Raw genomic sequence first — 19,152 nt, forward strand, 5'->3', positions numbered from 1 at the left:
GGACGGTGGAATGCAATTATTGTTTTCACCCCCCTGTGGGCCCCTGCATACGATAAGGCATACATGTGGTGAAAGGAGTGACGTCCCGATGCTGACCGGAGTCCGGATTGTAGTCCTGGGCGGTGATGCGCGGCAGCTTGAAGTCATTCAAAAGTGCGCTGAGCTGGATGCAACGGTAAGTGTGGTGGGTTTCGATAAAATAGAGCGTTCCATTCCAGGGATCGAGCACCAGGAACTGGAGGATGAAGTGTTTGCTTCCGCAGATGTACTCGTACTGCCTGTTGTCGGTTGCGATGAGCAGGGAAAAGTAAGTACTTCATTCAGTGACACACCGATCTATTTGAAAAAGGAACATATTGCAGCATTACCAGAGCATTGTATTGTGTTCACAGGTATGGCAAAGCCGTTCTTGCGCGAACTTTGTCTTGAAAATGGGCTGCGACTTGTTGAAGTACTTGATCGTGATGATATTGCACTTTATAACTCTATTCCAACAGCTGAGGGAGCCATCGCCATAGCTATTCGGGAGACGGACTTCACAATCCATGGTTCGGAATGCATTGTGCTTGGCATTGGTCGAACAGGATTCACAATGGCCAAAACACTGCAGGGACTTGGAGCAAATGTACGGGTGGGAATCAGGCGGGAAGAGGATGCTGCCCGCGCTACAATAATGGGCTGGAAGCCTTTCATGACAACGGATTTGGCCGCTCAGACCGGGGAAGTTGACTTGCTTTTTAATACGATACCGACTATGATAATCACAGCACAAATCCTGTCCAGAATGCCGCAAAAGGCTGTCATTATCGACCTCGCATCCGCTCCTGGCGGCTGTGATTTCAGGTATGCCGACAAACGCGGTATCAAAGCGCTACTTGCGCCTGGCCTCCCCGGCATTGTTGCTCCCAAAACGGCTGGCGGCATTATTGCCGACGCGTTGATCCGTTTGCTTTTGGAAGAACAGAACGCACGGGAGGTTAAATCATGAACTGGCAGGGAAAAACGGTAGGTTATGCAATTACGGGTTCTCATTGTACGTTTGAAGAGGTTATGCCGGTAATTAGCCGCTTCGTAGCTGAAGGTGCCAACGTCATTCCGATTATTTCGAATTCGGTTCTGACGACGGATACACGCTTTGGTACGGCGCAAAATTGGCAAAAACAGTTGAAAGATATAACAGGTAATGATATCATTTCTACAATTGTTGAAGCGGAGCCATTAGGGCCTTCCAAGCTGCTTGATGTGCTGGTTATTGCTCCATGCACAGGGAATACAACAAGCAAGCTGGCTAATGCGATGACCGACAGTCCAGTGCTAATGGCAGCCAAAGCGCAGATGCGCAATCAGCGTCCGCTTGTGCTCGCGATTTCCACGAATGACGGTCTGGGCTTGAATGCTGCGAATATCGCCAAATTGCTTGTGGCTAAATACTTGTATTTTGTGCCATTTGGGCAAGACGATCCAGTGAAAAAACCAAACTCGTTAGTCGCCAAAATGGAATTGATTCCAGAGGCTTGCTGGAGTGCTCTTGAGGGCAAACAGTTGCAGCCGATGATTGTGGAGCGTTCTTCACAGTCTTGATGGAACAATGATTCGGTGACAACGTTTATGCGCTTGGAGAAATGAAGAAGGGTTCAAGAGACAAAGAAAATCATGGGGGACAATATGCTGGATTGAACAGCTACTATGTCCACGTTCCTGTCTATAAGGCATTCCTGCTTGCGGGCAGTACAGGTTAAGCAAGCGGGAGAGGTCTATTGTGAATGTATGCATCATGACCTCGATAACAACCGCGACCTTTGATTTGCGATTGTCCCAGACAATTACAGAAAATAAGGAGCGGCATGGAATGCCGTATAAAATGCTGAAATTATCGCATCAGAACGCTCCCTAGAGTGATCCATTTGTTGATTTGACCCGTGTCCAGTCTTCTTGCGTACACAAATGGAGGAATAAAGATGCGTATCATGGTACAGAAATTCGGAGGCACGTCTCTCTCCACTGTTCAGGCGAGAGAGCATGTGCTCCGTCATGTTAAACGTGAACTTGAAGCAGGATTGAGTCTGGTCATCGTTGTGTCTGCGATGGGGCGCCGCGGCGAGCCATATGCGACCGATACGTTGCTGGACTGGGCTGCACAGAACGGAAACGCACTATCCGCACGCGAAAAGGATTTACTGCTGTGCTGTGGTGAAATCATATCGGCGACAACGTTGAGCAGTTTACTCGAACATGAAGGCATTCCAACTACAGTGCTGACCGGTGCACAAGCAGGTTTTGTGACGGACGACAATTTCGGGAATGCCCGGATATTGGATGTCCGTCCTGTTCGTGTGTTGGAGCAGCTTCAGCTTGGCCGTGTCGTTGTTGTAACCGGATTCCAGGGGCAGACAGAGAACGGAGACTTCACGACATTGGGTCGTGGGGGAAGCGATACGTCTGCTACAGCTCTCGGTGCAGCATTACGTGCTGAAATGGTGGATATCTACACAGATGTGAACGGGATACTCACCGCTGATCCGCGAATTGTTGAGGATGCACGTCCACTGACTGTTGTAAGTTATGCAGAGATCTGTAACATGGCCCACCACGGGGCCAAGGTAATCCATCCACGTGCGGTTGAGATTGCGATGCAATCCCAGATTCCAGTGCGGGTAAGATCTACTTTTGCAGACACGGAGGGAACGCTGGTTACGCATCCGGAAGGATTCCAGGATGTGCAGACAGGCATTGTTGACCGTTATGTAACAGGCATCGCCTACGTGAGCAATGTAACGCAAATTACGGTGGATGTGCCTGGTGGTGGTGCAGATCGATTGCAACTAAAAGTGTTCAAAACCATGGCTGAGAATTCAATCAGCGTTGATTTTATTAATGTTACCCCCTCGGGAGTTGTCTATACGGTTTTTGACAGTGATTCCGAGAAAGCCATACAGGTATTGCAGGAGATAGGTCTCAAGCCACAAAGTCTGTCCGGTTGTGCCAAAGTGTCCGTCATTGGCGGAGGCATTAATGGTGTACCTGGAATCATGGCTCGAATCGTGGAGTCCTTGACACTGGCAGACATTCAGATCCTGCAATCGGCAGATTCGAATACAACGATCTGGGTACTCGTAAAAAAAGAAGATATGGTTCAGGCCCTGAGGGCACTTCACGCCTCATTCGAACTTCATTTGTAAATAACTGAAGTTAGAGGAGCCAAACCTGTTTTGAAGGAGGAATCGAATTGGACTTTGGAAGATTGATTACAGCAATGGTCACTCCGTTCAATGAACAAGGAGAGATTCATTGGGAGGAAACGGCACGTCTAATCGACTATCTGATTGTAGATCAAAAGTCGGAGACGCTTGTGGTTTCTGGAACAACAGGGGAGTCTCCAACACTTAGTGATACTGAGAAAGTTCAATTATTCGAATTTGCAGTGAAACATGCGGCCGGTCGGTGCAAAATTATAGCCGGAACGGGAAGCAATAACACGGCACATTCCATCCATTTGACACAGGAAGCTGAACGTGCCGGAGTGGATGGCATTTTGTTGGTTGTTCCGTATTACAATAAACCTAGCCAAGAAGGTTTGTTCAAACATTTTGAAGCGATTGCAGGCTCCACCAAGCTGCCAATTATGCTCTACAACGTGCCTGGGCGTACAGTAACCAGCCTGTCAGCAGAGACAACGCTTCGTCTTGCACAGATTCCTAACATCGTCGCTACGAAGGAATGTGCGTCTATGGAGCAGGTTACGCTGATTGCAGCGAGTGCTCCAGAAAATTTCAGAGTTTATTCCGGTGATGATGCTTCAGGCTTACCAGCGATTGCGGTTGGAGCACATGGAATTGTCAGCGTGGCCAGTCATGTCGTAGGGGCAGAAATGAAGAAAATGATTGACGCCTTCTATGGCGGAGCACCTCTTCAGGCTGCTCAGATTCATCAGCAGTTGTTCCCGGTGTTCAAAGGCCTGTTTGAGTGTCCACAGCCTCTACCAAACCCCGTAGCGGTGAAATATGCGCTGACCTTGCGTGGTCTAGACGTTGGTTCCGTACGGTTGCCCCTTATTCCCCCAACGGAAGAGGAGCAGGTTTATATCAAAGGTTTGCTTAATTTGTAATCATTTTGGTTGTATATGGACTATTTTATTAATCATGGAAATATCCTTCAGGTCAGCAAAAGAACCGCTCCTCTTCCTAGAGGCTGCGGTTCTTTTTTTTACGAGTAATGTGAGGTTTCTTTTCCACTGCTAAGGGGAAACCTACAGGTTAACGAGAGAGTGACTTGTTTTTTTTGTTTTTAATCATGTATAATGATGTCAAGTGACTGGGTGCGGTATTTTTTTGAAATTGAAAGCGACATCGCTTCGTGGTGTAGCTTTGCGGTGAAAAAGGAAGGAACGGCTAAGAGGGAATTTCAACTCCAACTTGTTGGTCAAAGGGAATAACTTCGAAGAACTTCTTCCAAATATCGTGAATAAAGGTGTTCTTTTGCATTCATCCCGATAGGTGGGTATGTGATGTATGGACTACTTTTCTTAACTTACAATAAATAATAAGGTACGACGTCCAACTACCATAGGAGGTTTAGATTCATTTGTCTAAGAAAAATAATAACGATAAACTGATGATTTTTGCTTTGGGCGGCGTAGGCGAGATTGGTAAAAATATGTACGTCATCCAATACGCCAACGACATTGTAGTCGTAGATGCTGGTCTTAAATTCCCGGAAGAAGATATGCTTGGTATTGATATTGTCATCCCTGACATTTCTTACCTGACTGAGAACCGTGACAAAGTAAGAGGAATCATCCTTACTCACGGACATGAGGATCACATTGGTGGTCTGCCATATGTTCTCAAACATCTGAATGTTCCTGTATACGGAACAAGACTTACGCTTGGACTTGTAGAAAACAAGTTGAAAGAAGCGAATTTGCTGGGTGATACAAAACGTATTCTGATTGATGCTGATTCCGAGATCCAACTTGGATCTGTTCTGAAAGCATCGTTCTTCGCTACTAACCATAGTATTCCGGATTCTGTTGGTGTATGTGTCGAAACACCGGAAGGTGCAGTTGTTCACACAGGTGACTTCAAATTCGACCATACTCCAGTCAATGGTCAATATGCAGATCTTCAGCGTATGGCACAGATCGGAACAAATGGCGTGTTAGCGCTGTTGTCCGATAGTACGAACGCTGAGAAACCTGGATTCACACCATCGGAGAAAAATGTGGGTATCGTGCTGGAAGATATCTTCCGTAAAGCAAGTCAACGTGTTGTTGTGGCGACATTTGCTTCCAACGTACACCGTATCCAACAGGTGATCAATGCAGCAGAAGTGACTGGACGTAAAGTTGCAGTTATCGGACGCAGCATGGTGAACGTGGTTGGTATTGCTTCAGAACTGGGTTATCTTGAGATTCCGGATGGCATGATCATTGAACCTGAAGAAGTAGGCAAGATGGCAGCTGATCGTGTCGTGATTCTCTGCACAGGAAGTCAAGGAGAGCCAATGTCAGCACTGACACGTATGGCTCGTTCCACGCACCGTAAAGTGGACATCCTGCCAGGTGACACCGTCATTATCGCAGCAACTCCGGTTCCAGGTAATGAGAAATATGTAGGCCGTACGATTGATGAACTGTTCCGTCTGGGTGCTAACGTGCATTACAGCGGTGCTAACAGTGGCGTCCACGTATCTGGTCACGGTAGCCAGGAAGAGCTGAAACTGATGCTCAACCTGATGAAACCGAAATTCTTCTTGCCGATTCACGGTGAATTCCGTATGCAGCGTCGCCACGCGGTTCTTGCTGAATCTGTAGGGGTAGAACCTGAGAACATTTTCATCACGGATATCGGTGAAGTGATTGAAATTCAAGGTGGAGCAGCACGTAGAGCAGGTAAAGTTACTGCAGGTAATGTGTTGATCGATGGCTTGGGTGTAGGCGATGTGGGTAACATTGTACTTCGTGACCGCAAATTGTTGTCACAAGATGGTATCCTTGTTGTTGTGGTAACACTGAGCAAACAGGATGGAAAAATTGTTTCCGGTCCTGACATCATCTCTCGCGGATTTGTGTATGTTCGTGAATCGGAAGGACTATTGGATGAGGCCAACCGGATCGTTAGCAGCACATTGCAGAAGTTGATGAGTGAGAACGTTAACGAGTGGGCTTCACTCAAAACAAATGTTAAAGATGCACTGGGACGCTTCCTGTATGAGCAAACTCGTCGTAGACCGATGATTTTGCCAATCATTATGGAAGTTTAAAATAAGCTAAACAAAAACATATATTCAGGCACACAGTCGCCCCTTCTCTACGAGTAATATTGGACGGTTCCTCGTAGAGAAGGGGCTTTTTTTGCGTTTTCAGGAAGATCTGCAATAGCGTCAATATGTGAAGCAATTTGATGTAGCGGGTATAAGGCGGTTGGAAAAATCCCCATACTAAGGAAATACATTAAATGTTTCTGGAGAAGGGGATTATTGAAATGAATGAACGTATGAATGACAAGCAGGCATCAAGATCCAATCAACCGGAAGTTGAAGCGCCGGAAATTCCGATTCAGGAGGAAAAGGCCATCTCTCCCGTGACAGAGACTATTCAGCAATTTGGGCAGACACAGTCGCCAGCAGGTGAATCGAACATCTTCTGTATGACCATTATTGGACAGGTCGAAGGGCATTTGATTTTGCCGCCACAAAACAAAACAACAAAGTATGAACATATCATTCCACAGCTGGTGGCCGCAGAACAGAATCAGCGTATTGAAGGTATACTGATCATTTTGAACACGGTAGGTGGAGATGTAGAGGCGGGTCTAGCCATTGCAGAGATGATTGCTTCTCTGAGCAAACCTACGGTGACTGTGGTCATTGGAGGCGGGCATAGCATTGGAGTACCGATTGCTGTAGCTTCAACATATTCCCTGATTGCCGGAAGTGCAACGATGACGATCCATCCGATTCGGATGAACGGCCTTGTCATTGGTGTACCTCAAACGTTTGAGTATATGGAGAAAATGCAGGAAAGGGTTGTTCGGTTCGTGACTTCTCATTCGAATATCTCTGAAGAGATGTTCAAAGAACTAATGTTTAAGACTGGTGAGTTGAATCGGGATATTGGTACAGCTGTAGGAAGCGCAGATGCAGTGAAACATGGATTAATGGATGCAGTGGGCGGGATTGGACAGGCTATTGCTCAGTTAAATCAGCTCATAGGAGACAAGAGACAGACCCTGCAGGCGGGAGGTTATACCCAATGACACTATATACCGTGATGCCTCCTGAACAACTCTGGTCGGGAATGTGGAAAGAGGGCGAAGATACAAAGGAGATCAAGATGAATGGTTTATTGATGCAGGTGAGACCTGTTAATGACAATGAAGCCGTTATTGTACGTTTGCTGGATTGTCCACTTGAAGCCTATCTCAATCCTGCTAATATGCCTGGTTCGACCATTCCGCTTTCGGGTAACTTGGGATCAGCATAACGCGACGAATTCAGACAAATTGAGCAGAAAAAGAACATATGTACGGATTATATTTGTATGGTATAATATTCTTCTGGGGGTGACCTGATTTTGGCCAGAAGAAAAAAGAGGAAAAAAAAGGGCGCTGGTTTTAGCGGCGTTTTAAAATATGAAATTTACGGGATTGTGCTTATTACCCTTGCTGTCATAGCATTATCGGGTGAAGCCACCGTTGGACGTTCGCTTTCCAAGATGTTCGGACTGATGCTTGGTAAGTTTTATTTTGCGATTCCACTTGTTGGTATTTATTATGGTCTCATGGTGATGATTCACCGGAAATGGCCGAGTGGTTGGACCACACGCAAGACAGGACTTGTTTTGCTGGTCTTTGCCTTAACCTTGATGAGTACTGTCTCTGCAATGCACCAGAAGCTCATTCCGGTTGGTGCGCTTGAGCCTGGTGCTGTGATTACGCAGGTACATAATGATATGCAAACCGAGTTGCTAACCCCTGCTGTGCCAGGTGAGAGGGACTCCATGCTTAACAAGGACATCAGCGGTGGTTATCTCGGAGCTGGGCAATTTGCTCTTTTCCTGTGGCTGTTCGGCAGTCTTGGGGCGAGACTCATCATGATTGTCATGTTTATCATCAGTTTTATGCTGATTACGAGTCTATCTTATGTGGATTTGATACGAATATTCCGAACAAAGATTTGGGATGCCGGGAGTTCGATGTACAAAAAGCTGGAGTCGAGACCCTCTGCACGTTCTGCTTCAACTTCTGATGCCAGAAAGAAAGGTAACGCCCGTAAAGTGGTACCTGTTCCTGTTGAAGATGACGAAGACGAGTATGAGGATGAATTAGAGGAACAGCATCTGCCAAAACGAAACTCGCCCATATTCTTCCAACTTTTCGGAAAATGGGGAGCTAAACGGGAACAGGCGACATCAGGACGTGAAATGGATGAGGTCGATTCGGCAGAAACAGAACAGATTGTGTACCGCGCCGAACAAGATCACAATCTAGAGGCGTGGCTGGATGCAACCGAAGACGTAACTAACAAATCAGCTTCATCACGTGTTCCTGTTCAGGCTAAACCTAATTCAGCGCCGATCATTCGAGACTTTTTCGAGCACGTCAGAACAGAAGAGGCAAGCATTGAAGATGATCTGGACGATGCTTATCCTTTCCCGGATAATCTGGCCGATCCAAACGTAGTACAACAGGGCGAGCATGCCATTAAAATAACGGATGAACTGGTAGAGACGGAGTGGTCCGCATCCGATGCGGGTACAAACGGGATGAATGCTGTGGATGAGATTCAGAGTGGAGAAGAAGTACCTAATGATGCAATGCAGGGAACAGATACTCCAACTCCTGAAGGGCAGGACACACCACCGGTGAAACCACCACCGCCACCTCCTAAGCCGTACAAGCTGCCATCATTCCGTCTACTTGCCAAGCCAAACAATGGGGGCAAGGCGGGTGACCAGAAGGATTATATGCAAACAGCACGTAAGTTGGAAGCCACACTGGAAAGCTTCGGTGTTCGTGCCAAAGTACTTGAAGTGGTTCGGGGTCCTGCCGTTACAAGATATGAAATTCAACCTGACATTGGCGTCAAGGTCAGCAGAATTGTCAGCCTAACTGATGATATCGCGTTGGCTCTGGCGGCAAAAGATATTCGGATGGAAGCACCGATTCCCGGAAAGTCTGCTATTGGTATCGAAGTACCTAATGGTGAAGTATCGGTTGTAACGATGCGTGAAGTAATGGAGACAGCAACGTTCCAGGATGCAGAATCCAAAGTGACCATTGCATTTGGCCGAGATATCTCGGGACAGACGATTATTGGTAACTTGGCTCGTATGCCCCATTTGTTGGTTGCGGGTGCTACAGGTTCCGGTAAGTCGGTGTGTATTAACGGAATTATTACCAGCATATTGTACAAAGCCAAGCCGGATGAAGTGAAGTTCCTGATGGTCGATCCCAAGATGGTTGAGTTGAACGTATATAATGGGATTCCCCATTTGCTGGCACCGGTAGTAACTGATCCTAAGAGAGCGTCACTTGCTCTCAAAAAGATTGTGGTTGAGATGGAGAAACGATATGAACTGTTCTCCAAATCAGGCACTCGTAACGTTGAAGGTTACAATAATCTGATGAAAGATAATCCTGCGGCTGTTCTGCCTTATATCGTTGTCATTGTGGATGAGCTTGCAGATCTGATGATGGTTGCTGCCGGAGATGTTGAAGATGCGATTGCGCGGCTTGCCCAGATGGCTCGTGCAGCCGGTATCCATCTGATTATTGCTACACAGCGGCCTTCTGTGGATGTTATTACTGGCGTAATCAAAGCCAACATACCTTCACGTATCGCCTTCGGTGTATCCTCACAGGTGGATTCTCGAACTATTCTGGATATGGGTGGGGCTGAGAAACTGTTGGGTCGTGGAGACATGTTGTTCATGCCAATGGGCGCATCGAAACCGGTTCGTGTACAAGGTGCTTTTATGAGTGATGAAGAAGTGGAGAATATTGTGAATTATGTACGTGGTCAAGGTGAAGCACAGTATGATGAGTCCCTTGTACCTGAGGTGGACGACTCTATCCAGGCTGAAGATGAAGTACAGGACGAGTTATACGAAAAGGCAGTGCAGATTATTCTGGAGGCCAAGCAAGCGTCTGTTTCTCTGCTACAACGTCGAATGCGAGTAGGATACACCCGTGCCGCACGTTTGATTGACTCCATGGAATCCCGGGGCGTGATCGGTCCTTACGAGGGTAGCAAACCACGGGAAGTGTTGGTCTCGCTTGAAGAGTACCAACAAAACAAAATAAGCTCGTAGCTTGTACTGCACATGAATATTCAGGCGATTCGAGCCCTCAACCTTAATGGTTGGGGGCTTTTTTCATACAATTTGACTGAAGTTTTACCATGATGTCCAATGATCGGATGATTTGGTGCATAGGAAGCAAGCAGGCTTGTCATAATAACCTTAGCGATTCTGTTAATCCCACAAGAGAAAGGTAGAGCACAGTCGATGCGAAAAATGAACATATGGCTTTTCACTGCTATTTTGCTGATGTCCGCATTGGGAATCCGCTATTTGCTTCCTGAGAATGCAGCAACCGAAAGTTCGAATCAAAGCACATCACAAGTTGAAGAGAAAGCCTTGCCTACTTTCAGCAGCAACGCTGTGAAATATGGAAGTTACGGTCAGGATGTGTATGAGCTTCAAGGCCGGCTCAAGTATTTGGGATTTTACAATGGTAAAATCGATAGCAATTTTGGCAACAGCACGCTGAAATCCGTCAAATGGTTTCAATCCGAATTTGGTATGAAAGCCGATGGTGTCGTTGGAGCTGAAACCAAACTGAAATTGTATAATGCTTCAACCAAATGGTCGCCAACAGAGCCGCCGCTACACAAGGAATCCTCAGGTGGAGGTGGAGGTAGCAACAATACGGCAGATAAAGAGCAAGACAATATGGGATCTGCCAATGCCCTTGGTCTCTCAGAGAATGAACTCAAGATTATGGCTAACGCTGTATATGGTGAAGCCCGGGGTGAACCGTTTGAAGGTCAAGTCGCAGTAGCAGCAGTAATTATGAATCGCGTGAAATCACCAAGCTTTCCAAATACGCCTTCTGGCGTGATCTTTCAGCCAGGTGCATTTACGGCTGTAGCGGACGGACAGATCTATTTGGAACCAAACGCACAAGCCAAAAAGGCAGTTGAGCAGGCCCTGAATGGATGGGATCCGTCCGGTGGATGTCTCTATTATTTTAACCCGAAGACAGCAACATCCAAATGGATCTGGACCCGCCCACAAGTGAAAACAATCGGACAGCATATCTTTTGTATGTGATGATGTTGGAAGCAACCAGAAGGCGTGACTTCGGTTGCTTCTTGCCTTTTGAATGGGTTAAAATGGTTGTTACGTTTAGCTTAATACGATTGCATGATAAATGACGCCGTAAAGGGGTTTTGACATTTGAATACATCAGGATTCGAACGAGGTAGCAAGAGACAGTTTCGTATACATGTGCTTCCGACTAAACGTTTTAAAACGTTTGCTATATCGTTATATGCAGGAGTTCCCTTACGGGAAGATAAAGTAACCAAAGTAGCACTGACACCTTTTGTTCTGCGACGCGGCACGGAGTCCTATCCGGAAACAACGCAATTTCGTGAGCAACTGGAGCATCTGTATGGAGCAGGTTTTGGTTTTGACGTCTATAAACGCGGGGATTACCAGATTGTGCAGTTCCGAATGGATACCATTAATGATTCCTTTGTTGGAGGGGATGAGCAGTTGCTGGATCGTTCATTTGCCTTCCTAGGAGAGGTTCTTACACGACCTGCACAGGAGAATGGACATTTCAGGACGTCTTATGTACAAGCAGAGCGAGAGACTGTTCGGAAAAAGCTGGAGTCCATCGTGAATGATAAAATGCGCTATGCCGCTGAACGCAGTATTGAGGAAATGTGCAAGAACGAGCCGTACCGTCTTCACCCACTGGGTGAGCGAAAGGATCTGCCCGGGATTGAGCCTGACACACTTACTGCGTCTTATCAGGAGTGGCTGCAGCAGGCGAGTATGGATCTGTACGTGGTAGGGGATACGACACTGGAGGAGGTCGAGAACCTTGTTCAGCGTCATTTCAATGTAGATCGAACGTCCTCCTCTGATTACCAGACACAGGCAGCGGTTCGAGGAAATAAGGAAGTGGAGACCGTTGTTGAGCGACTGAATGTGAGTCAGGGAAAACTCAATATGGGACTCCGTACATCTATCACTTATGGAGATCCTCAGTATGCCGCAGCACTAATGTACAACGGGATTCTCGGTGGTTATCCTCATTCCAAACTGTTTGTCAATGTTCGTGAAAAAGAAAGCCTGGCGTATTACGCGTCTTCGCGATATGACGGACATAAGGGCATTGCAACGATTCAATCCGGGATTGAAATCCCTAATTATGAGAAGGCTGTCACCATCATCAAGCAGCAGCTGGAAGAAATGAAAAGCGGTACAATCAGTGATCTGGAAATGTCTCAGACCAAAGCAATGATCCGTAACCTGCTCAAGGAAATGCAGGATTCTGCTTTTGAGATGATCGCTTATGACTTCAATCGACAGTTGTCTGGCAAAGAGAGAACGGCTGAAGAACTTTTGGCTCAGGTAGAACATATTAGCAAGGAAGATGTACGTGAGGCGGCAGAACAATTCCGTCTGGATACGATTTATTTCTTGCGGGATGAGAAGGAGGAATAATCGGTGGAGAGCATTCGGTATGAGCATTTGCAGGAGACACTATATTACGAAGTAATGGATAACGGACTGCATGTCTATATTTTGCCTAAACCGGGGTTCCAGAAAACGTATGCTACGTTTGCAACCAAGTATGGATCGGTGGATAATCATTTTCAGGTTGAGGGGCAGGAAGAAGTGAAGGTCCCGGATGGGATTGCTCATTTCCTGGAGCATAAAATGTTTGAAGAACCAACAGGCGATATTTTTGCAACATTTGCGTCTCACGGTGCCTCAGCTAATGCGTTTACGAGCTTTGATCAGACGGTTTATTTGTTTTCAGCGACTGAATATGTGAATGAAAATATACAAACATTAGTCAACTTTGTGCAAAATCCTTACTTCACGGATCAAAATGTGGAAAAGGAAAAAGGCATTATTGGACAGGAAATTGACATGTATGCTGATAATCCGGATTGGCGTGTTTATTTTGGATTGATCGAAGCCATGTATCAGAAACATCCGGTGCATATCGATATTGCAGGAACGGTGGAATCCATCCGTACGATTACCAAAGAGATGTTATATGAGTGTTATAACACCTTCTATCACCCGAGTAATATGCTCTTGTTTGTGGTGGGTGGTGTAGATCCACAAGAAGTCATTGATATGGTTCGATCGAACCAGGAGCAGAAGGATTATAAGCCACAGGGGAGCATTCAACGTTTCTTTGAACCTGAGCCTGAGCAGGTAGGAGAAGCCAGACGGGAAGCGAAACTGGCTGTTTCACTGCCCAAATGTCTGTTTGGATTCAAGGAGACGGACGTTGGACTCACGGGGGAACAATTGTTACGGCGAGATATGACAACGCAGCTGATGATGGATCTTTTGTTTGGCTCAAGCACACGAGTATTTCAGAAGCTCTACGATGAAGATCTGATCTCGGACAGCTTTGGACATGAGTATAACAGTTCGCCGCAATATGCGTTTTCAGCCATTGGTGGTGATACAAAAGACCCGGATCAACTGCTCGCGCGTATACGTGAAGAAGTGGATGCCATTGTAGAAAAAGGGTTCGATTCCACGGATTTTGAACGTGCACGCAAAAAGAAAATAGGCGGATATTTGCGTATGCTCAATTCTCCGGAGAACATTGCGCATGAATTTACACGTCAGCAATTCCGTGGCGGTGATTTTTTCAATATGCTGCCGCTCTATGAATCGATTACACTGGAAGATGTAAATCTCAGACTGAGAGAGCATATTCGGTGGGATCATCTGGCTGTATCGCTAGTCGTGAGTCCTTGATATGGAGAGGGGAACGGGACAATTGAAGGCAATCGGGGAAATGACTGTACTGGTAACTGGCGCAAGCGGTGGCATCGGAGCGGCTATCGCAGAACGCTTTGCCAGAGTGGGAATGAATGTTGTTATACACTATATGAAATCGCATGAAGCAGCGAATGAAGCCGCCAGACGGTGCATGGAACAAGGCAGCGGAAAAATCATGACCGTGTCTGCGGATCTTCGCAGCCGGGAACAGATTGAGCGTATGCGTGAGAAGCTGGAGTCGCACAATCTCATGCCAGATATCCTTGTGAACAATGCAGGAATCTCGCACTATGGGATGTTGGCTGATGTTACAGAGGAGATCTGGGATGAAGTGATGGCGATTAACCTCAAAGGCACGTTTATGTGTACACAGGAAATGATGCCTCACATGATCTCCCAAAGGTACGGCCGGATCATTAATGTATCGTCGATCTGGGGGCTGTCTGGTGCTTCTTGTGAGGTGCTGTATTCCACAACCAAGGGTGGGGTGAATGCATTCACCAAAGCGCTTGCGAAAGAACTCGCGCCTTCCGGAGTAACCGTAAATGCCGTTGCTCCTGGTGCCGTTCAGACATCCATGCTGAGCCATCTGGATCAGAGTGAACTGAAGATGCTGGAAGAGGAAATTCCGGCAGGAAGACTTGCTCAACCTGATGAAATCTCATCATTGGTTTATTTTTTGGCTCTCCCTGAATCGGGTTATATCAATGGGCAGATCATCAGTCCAAATGGCGGTTGGTTAACGTAAAAAAAGCAAGAAAACTTGACTGGCTGTGAATGAACCAGGTGAAGGTTGCTGAGAAGCAGTCGTCTTCCGGATTATTTTCAAAATGCTCGTATATAAAATGCCTCGAAAGCACATATTACAACTGTTGATTTTAAATCTCATGCGTCATCTAAGGAGGATTTATCATGTCAACAGAAAAAACAGTGCTCTCCAGTTTTGACACATGGAAGAAGTTCCTGGGTGACCGCGTACTGCAAGCAGAGAAGATGGGGATGAGTGAAGAAACCATCAACAAACTTGCGTATGAAATCGGCGACTTCCTTGATGAGAAAGTCGATCCGGCGAACCATTCCAACCGGGCATTGAAAGAGTTATGGGATGTCGGCGATGCTGATGAGCGTCGTACGATTGCGTGCCTGATGGTCAAATTGGCCAAACAAAACGCATAAGATTACAGATGAAGAGCTCCCGCAAGGGGGCTTTTCTCTAATGATTACAAACGGATTACAGAGCTGTTCTTGTAATTCATTTTCATTTTATATATCATTAACGTGACCCATTTTTAGAAGATGTCTCAGATTGTTGTCCAGTGGATATGTTCTGTTGCTGTCGAATAATGGGGAATAATGCATTACGGGGTGTTGAAATGGAATCTAAACAATGGTACATGGAATATAAAATACATAAGAACAGACCCGGTTTGTTAGGCGATATTGCCTCTATGCTGGGGATGCTTGAAGTGAATATATTGACCATTAACGGTGTTGAAGGCAAAACTCGAGGCATGCTGCTTGAATCGGATGATGATGAAAAAATCCGTTTGCTTGGTGAAATGCTTGGCAAAGTAAACAGCATCACCGTATCGGCTTTGCGGCAACCTAAATTGGTGGATATTTTGGCCGTACGTCATGGCAGATACATTGACCGTGACTCGGATGATCGCAAGACATTTCGTTTCACACGAGATGAACTTGGGTTACTTGTGGACTTTTTGGGTGAAGTATTTAAGAGGGAAGGCAATCAGGTCATCGGTTTGCGCGGAATGCCTCGTGTTGGCAAAACGGAGTCTATTATTGCGGGCAGCGTATGTGCAATGAAGCGATGGACGTTTGTTTCCTCCACACTTCTTCGTCAGACGATAAGGAGTCAAATGTCCGAAGACGAATTGAACCCAAACAATGTCTTCATCATTGACGGAATTGTAAGTACGATTCGTTCCAGTGAGCGGCATTACAACCTGTTGCAGGATATTATGTCCATGCCTAGCACCAAAGTTATTGAACATCCGGATATTTTTGTACAGGAATCCGAATATGATTTTAATGATTTTGATATTATTATTGAATTGCGTAACATTCCCAATGAAGAGATTATTTATGATACGTTTACGGCTAGCTACACCGATGAATTGTAAGGAACCGTACGGAATCATGGAATAGATTAGCAACAACTCAAGAGATAAACATAAGGAGGAGATGGCATGTCTGAACTGGGTCAGCAGTTAAGGGAGGCCCGGCTGCAAAAAGGGATGAGTCTTGACGATGTACAGGAAATGACAAAAATTCGCAAGAGGTATCTGGAGGCCATAGAAGCAGGAGACTATAAAGTGCTGCCGGGTAGCTTCTATGTGCGTGCTTTCATCAAAACCTATGCGGAGACCGTGGGACTGAACCCTGATGAGCTGCTGGAGGGACACAAAAAAGACGTACCCGAAGAAGAGACGGAAGCAACGATGGAACCGGTTATTCAGAAGCGTTCCAGCCGTCCGGTTGAGCGTAGTAATCGGTGGATGTCTGTCGCGTTGATGTGGACATTCCCTGTTTTGATCGTAGTACTGTTGTATGTATACGTGGTGTATAACAATGGTGATGAATCAGATAATCCGGGTCTTGATCAGGTCAAAATTACAGACAGTCAACAACAGCCTGAGGATAAACCGGATCCACCTGCCGACAACGGACAGGCATCTAATCCGCCTGCGACAGACTCAGGTACTGACGGTACTGGTGAGGGCGACGCTGGCGGTAACGGTGGCGGTACAGACACTGAAGGACAGACGGACGGTCAAACTGATGGCCAAACGGACGGACAGACGGATGAAACTGAGGAAAAACCAACTGACAATTCACCGTCTAATGTGACTGTTGCAGAAGATGGGAAATCAGGGAATATTACGAACTTTAAAGTTAACGGTAGTGCAGGGCAACCTGTAACGGTTACGATCAAAGCAACAGGTCATAGCTGGCTGGAAGTGTATAAAGGCGAAAACTCCAGTGGAGAGAAGTTGGAGTATGGTAACACAGCCGAAGGTGACAGCTATACCTTTGAGTTGGATAGTGTAGGTATGTATATTAAGTCTGGTTACGCTGCAGCGACCACGATTGAGGTTGGCGGGCAGGTTGTAACGGATGGCAAGGCGACCAATCGGATCCGTTTGAAGCTTGGTGAAGATAGTAGTGGCACTACTTCTTCCACAGGTGTTGAAAATGGATCAACGGACGGTACAGGGGGTACCACGGGTAGCGAATAACCGGGTCAACTGCAGGAGACAATAATCGTGTCTTAACTTGCAGTTAACTTTTGGTGAAGTGAGGTGGATGGCTGTGACAGTCAGCTGGATCGTAACAGGTTTAGGGATCATTGTCAGCCTCCTGGGTTATTACCTGACTCCAAGTGCTTGGGGTTACGGAATATTGGGTTTTGGACTTGCACATGTACTTTTGGGTGTGCTCGATATGTTCAGACAGCCCAACCGCAGCCGCTATTAGGTTGGAAGCTAAACCAGCGAGCATTTTTGGCAGCCACTTGAAGTGGAAGCCAAAAATGCTTTTTTCTTTGTGTAAAACAGCTTGAAATTAGACTTTTGCTTAAGGTATCCTCTATAATGTTACAGAACATACGATTAACTGAAAGGGTGACTGGTTTGAGCTCAGAAAATTCATTTGATATCGTGTCCAAAATGGACTTGCAAGAACTGACAAATGCCGTTACACAAACCGAGAAAGAAATTGGCGCTCGTTATGACTTCAAGGGCAGCAAGAGCAGCCTGAAACTGGATAAGGATGCGTTAACGATCGTATCTGATGATGAGACCAAACTCAAGGCTGTCATTGAAGTGCTGCAATCCAAAATGGCGAAGCGTGGTCTACCATTGAAAAACATTGATTACGCAAAGGTAGAGCCAGCGTCTTCTGGTACAGTCCGCCAGCGTTTGAATTTTAAACAGGGGATTGATCAGGACATCGCCAAGAAAATCAATATCCTGATTCGGGACTCCAAGATGAAGGTGAAGAGTCAGATTCAGGGAGATCAACTTCGGGTAACTGGTAAGAGTAAAAATGATTTGCAAGCTGTCATGCAGTTGCTAAATGGTGCTAACCTGCCTCTGGATTTGCAATATACAAATTTCAAGTAATAAGGCCTTTTTGTAGCAAAAGTGTTTTTTGACACGGTATTGGGCGTATATTATACTAAGTGTGCATTGCTGGCAGTCAAGCATCAAGTCCAGTCCTCATCGTTTGCTGACTTTGTGAAAAGCAGTACATCTTCTGGAAGTCACCGGAACGTTTAAAGCGTTTTGCTTTTGAGCGGTTGACTTTATTTTTTGCGTTTCTACATAGTGGGATCATGTTAATATGGATTGACATTGAAACTGTACATTTCATGTTCCGGATGATGATAACGGGATTATGATGATTGTTTGGAGTAATGGAGGATATGAGGGAGGGCGTCTTGTGAATTTACCCAACCGGATTACGCTTGCACGAATTTGCTTAATCCCTTTTTTGATGGTGTTCCTGCTCGTGGATTTTCCATTTTATCCAGAGCCGTTGCAGCTTGGAAGCTTGTCGCTTCCGTATAATCAACTGATTGCTGCTGTTATTTTTATCATCGCCGCAAGCACAGATGGAATTGACGGATACCTTGCGCGGAAAAATAACATGGTTACCAATCTGGGGAAACTGCTCGATCCACTCGCAGACAAGTTGCTGGTTACTGCAGTTTTGATCTCGCTTGTGGAGATGGGCAAGCTGGATTCCTGGATTGCAGTTGTCATTATTAGTCGTGAATTTGCAGTTACCGGCTTGCGTCAAATTGCATTGCTGGATGGTTCGGTTGTTGCCGCCAGTGCTTGGGGCAAGCTGAAGACTGTAGTGCAGATTGTGGCGATTGTGCTGTTGCTGTTGAACAATTTCCCGTTTTCATACACGGGTATTCACGTCGATATTATCGCGGTATGGGCAGCAGCGCTTATTACCATCTGGTCGGGTATCGATTACTTTATTAAAAACAAAAACCTGCTTCATTTAACAAAAGCATAATGGTTTGTTCTTAATTGGGTAATCATGAAGGAAGCATTGGGTCAGGGGCAATA

General features: G+C 46.1%; 18 protein-coding genes. All 18 read left to right on the forward strand.

Annotation, left to right across the window (positions count from 1 at the left end; translation table 11 throughout):
- Positions 1 to 88: 88 nt before the first annotated feature.
- The 18 genes from dpsA (at position 89) to pgsA (ending at position 19,099) form a co-directional block, all read left to right on the forward strand.
- Complete coding sequence (gene dpsA, locus C161_RS11605; protein WP_017689131.1) at positions 89 to 988, forward strand: dipicolinate synthase subunit DpsA; 900 nt, start codon at positions 89 to 91, stop codon at positions 986 to 988.
- Complete coding sequence (locus tag C161_RS11610; protein WP_036670401.1) at positions 985 to 1,581, forward strand: dipicolinate synthase subunit B; 597 nt, start codon at positions 985 to 987, stop codon at positions 1,579 to 1,581. Before dpsA ends, C161_RS11610 begins: the two co-directional genes overlap by 4 nt.
- Positions 1,582 to 1,958: 377 nt before the next feature.
- The gene (dapG, locus tag C161_RS11615) at positions 1,959 to 3,179 is read left to right on the forward strand and encodes an aspartate kinase (RefSeq protein WP_036670402.1); all 1,221 of its coding nucleotides are present in this window, start codon (positions 1,959 to 1,961) and stop codon (positions 3,177 to 3,179) included.
- A 47-nt stretch (positions 3,180 to 3,226) separates the two neighbouring features.
- Entirely contained in the window at positions 3,227 to 4,105 is an 879-nt protein-coding gene (dapA, locus tag C161_RS11620) for a 4-hydroxy-tetrahydrodipicolinate synthase (protein ID WP_036670403.1), read from the forward strand.
- Between the two features lie 476 nt (positions 4,106 to 4,581).
- Positions 4,582 to 6,261, forward strand: coding sequence for a ribonuclease J (locus tag C161_RS11625; RefSeq protein ID WP_036609284.1), 1,680 nt, complete (start codon positions 4,582 to 4,584; stop codon positions 6,259 to 6,261).
- 233 nt (positions 6,262 to 6,494) lie between these two features.
- Positions 6,495 to 7,256 (forward strand): ClpP family protease, encoded by a 762-nt coding sequence (locus C161_RS11630; RefSeq protein WP_036609439.1) that lies wholly within the window; start codon positions 6,495 to 6,497, stop codon positions 7,254 to 7,256.
- The gene (locus C161_RS11635; RefSeq protein ID WP_036670404.1) at positions 7,253 to 7,483 is read left to right on the forward strand and encodes a YlzJ-like family protein; all 231 of its coding nucleotides are present in this window, start codon (positions 7,253 to 7,255) and stop codon (positions 7,481 to 7,483) included. The genes C161_RS11630 and C161_RS11635 overlap by 4 nt, the downstream gene beginning before the upstream one ends.
- Positions 7,484 to 7,573: 90 nt before the next feature.
- Complete coding sequence (locus C161_RS11640) at positions 7,574 to 10,312, forward strand: FtsK/SpoIIIE family DNA translocase (RefSeq protein WP_036670405.1); 2,739 nt, start codon at positions 7,574 to 7,576, stop codon at positions 10,310 to 10,312.
- 195 nt (positions 10,313 to 10,507) lie between these two features.
- The gene (gene sleB / locus C161_RS11645; RefSeq protein ID WP_036670407.1) at positions 10,508 to 11,335 is read left to right on the forward strand and encodes a spore cortex-lytic enzyme; all 828 of its coding nucleotides are present in this window, start codon (positions 10,508 to 10,510) and stop codon (positions 11,333 to 11,335) included.
- Between the two features lie 126 nt (positions 11,336 to 11,461).
- Complete coding sequence (gene yfmF, locus C161_RS11650; protein ID WP_036670411.1) at positions 11,462 to 12,742, forward strand: EF-P 5-aminopentanol modification-associated protein YfmF; 1,281 nt, start codon at positions 11,462 to 11,464, stop codon at positions 12,740 to 12,742.
- Between the two features lie 3 nt (positions 12,743 to 12,745).
- A complete protein-coding gene (gene yfmH, locus C161_RS11655; protein WP_036670412.1) occupies positions 12,746 to 14,026 on the forward strand; it encodes an EF-P 5-aminopentanol modification-associated protein YfmH in 1,281 nt (426 codons plus the stop codon).
- Between the two features lies 1 nt (position 14,027).
- Complete coding sequence (ymfI, locus tag C161_RS11660) at positions 14,028 to 14,798, forward strand: elongation factor P 5-aminopentanone reductase (RefSeq protein WP_036670413.1); 771 nt, start codon at positions 14,028 to 14,030, stop codon at positions 14,796 to 14,798.
- A gap of 164 nt (positions 14,799 to 14,962) precedes the next feature.
- On the forward strand, positions 14,963 to 15,226 hold the full coding sequence (locus C161_RS11665; protein WP_017689119.1) for a DUF3243 domain-containing protein: 264 nt from the start codon (positions 14,963 to 14,965) through the stop codon (positions 15,224 to 15,226).
- Positions 15,227 to 15,423: 197 nt separating this feature from the next.
- Positions 15,424 to 16,191, forward strand: a complete 768-nt coding sequence (locus tag C161_RS11670; RefSeq protein ID WP_036609270.1) for a DUF3388 domain-containing protein — start codon at positions 15,424 to 15,426, stop codon at positions 16,189 to 16,191.
- Positions 16,192 to 16,257: 66 nt separating this feature from the next.
- Positions 16,258 to 17,307 carry a helix-turn-helix domain-containing protein gene (locus C161_RS11675; RefSeq protein WP_036670414.1) on the forward strand — a complete coding sequence of 350 codons (1,050 nt, stop codon included), beginning with the start codon at positions 16,258 to 16,260 and terminating at the stop codon, positions 17,305 to 17,307.
- 67 nt (positions 17,308 to 17,374) lie between these two features.
- Positions 17,375 to 17,545 (forward strand): hypothetical protein, encoded by a 171-nt coding sequence (locus C161_RS32340; RefSeq protein WP_017689116.1) that lies wholly within the window; start codon positions 17,375 to 17,377, stop codon positions 17,543 to 17,545.
- 155 nt (positions 17,546 to 17,700) lie between these two features.
- Positions 17,701 to 18,192, forward strand: coding sequence for a YajQ family cyclic di-GMP-binding protein (locus C161_RS11680; RefSeq protein WP_036609266.1), 492 nt, complete (start codon positions 17,701 to 17,703; stop codon positions 18,190 to 18,192).
- 319 nt (positions 18,193 to 18,511) lie between these two features.
- Positions 18,512 to 19,099, forward strand: coding sequence for a CDP-diacylglycerol--glycerol-3-phosphate 3-phosphatidyltransferase (gene pgsA / locus C161_RS11685; protein ID WP_017689114.1), 588 nt, complete (start codon positions 18,512 to 18,514; stop codon positions 19,097 to 19,099).
- Positions 19,100 to 19,152: the final 53 nt, after the last annotated feature.

Source organism: Paenibacillus sp. FSL R5-192 (assembly GCF_000517845.1).
Taxonomy (GTDB): domain Bacteria; phylum Bacillota; class Bacilli; order Paenibacillales; family Paenibacillaceae; genus Paenibacillus; species Paenibacillus amylolyticus.

What these genes read in the sequence shown, in the direction of transcription:
- sleB (WP_036670407.1), top strand. Translation starts at nt 10,508, where the DNA reads ATGCGAAAAATGAACATATGGCTTTTCACTGCTATTTTGCTGATGTCC.
- C161_RS11675 (WP_036670414.1), top strand. Translation starts at nt 16,258, where the DNA reads ATGTCTGAACTGGGTCAGCAGTTAAGGGAGGCCCGGCTGCAAAAAGGG.
- dpsA (WP_017689131.1), top strand. Translation starts at nt 89, where the DNA reads ATGCTGACCGGAGTCCGGATTGTAGTCCTGGGCGGTGATGCGCGGCAG.
- C161_RS11610 (WP_036670401.1), top strand. Translation starts at nt 985, where the DNA reads ATGAACTGGCAGGGAAAAACGGTAGGTTATGCAATTACGGGTTCTCAT.
- C161_RS11665 (WP_017689119.1), top strand. Translation starts at nt 14,963, where the DNA reads ATGTCAACAGAAAAAACAGTGCTCTCCAGTTTTGACACATGGAAGAAG.
- C161_RS11630 (WP_036609439.1), top strand. Translation starts at nt 6,495, where the DNA reads ATGAATGACAAGCAGGCATCAAGATCCAATCAACCGGAAGTTGAAGCG.
- dapG (WP_036670402.1), top strand. Translation starts at nt 1,959, where the DNA reads ATGCGTATCATGGTACAGAAATTCGGAGGCACGTCTCTCTCCACTGTT.
- C161_RS11635 (WP_036670404.1), top strand. Translation starts at nt 7,253, where the DNA reads ATGACACTATATACCGTGATGCCTCCTGAACAACTCTGGTCGGGAATG.
- C161_RS11670 (WP_036609270.1), top strand. Translation starts at nt 15,424, where the DNA reads ATGGAATCTAAACAATGGTACATGGAATATAAAATACATAAGAACAGA.
- ymfI (WP_036670413.1), top strand. Translation starts at nt 14,028, where the DNA reads ATGGAGAGGGGAACGGGACAATTGAAGGCAATCGGGGAAATGACTGTA.
- C161_RS32340 (WP_017689116.1), top strand. Translation starts at nt 17,375, where the DNA reads ATGGCTGTGACAGTCAGCTGGATCGTAACAGGTTTAGGGATCATTGTC.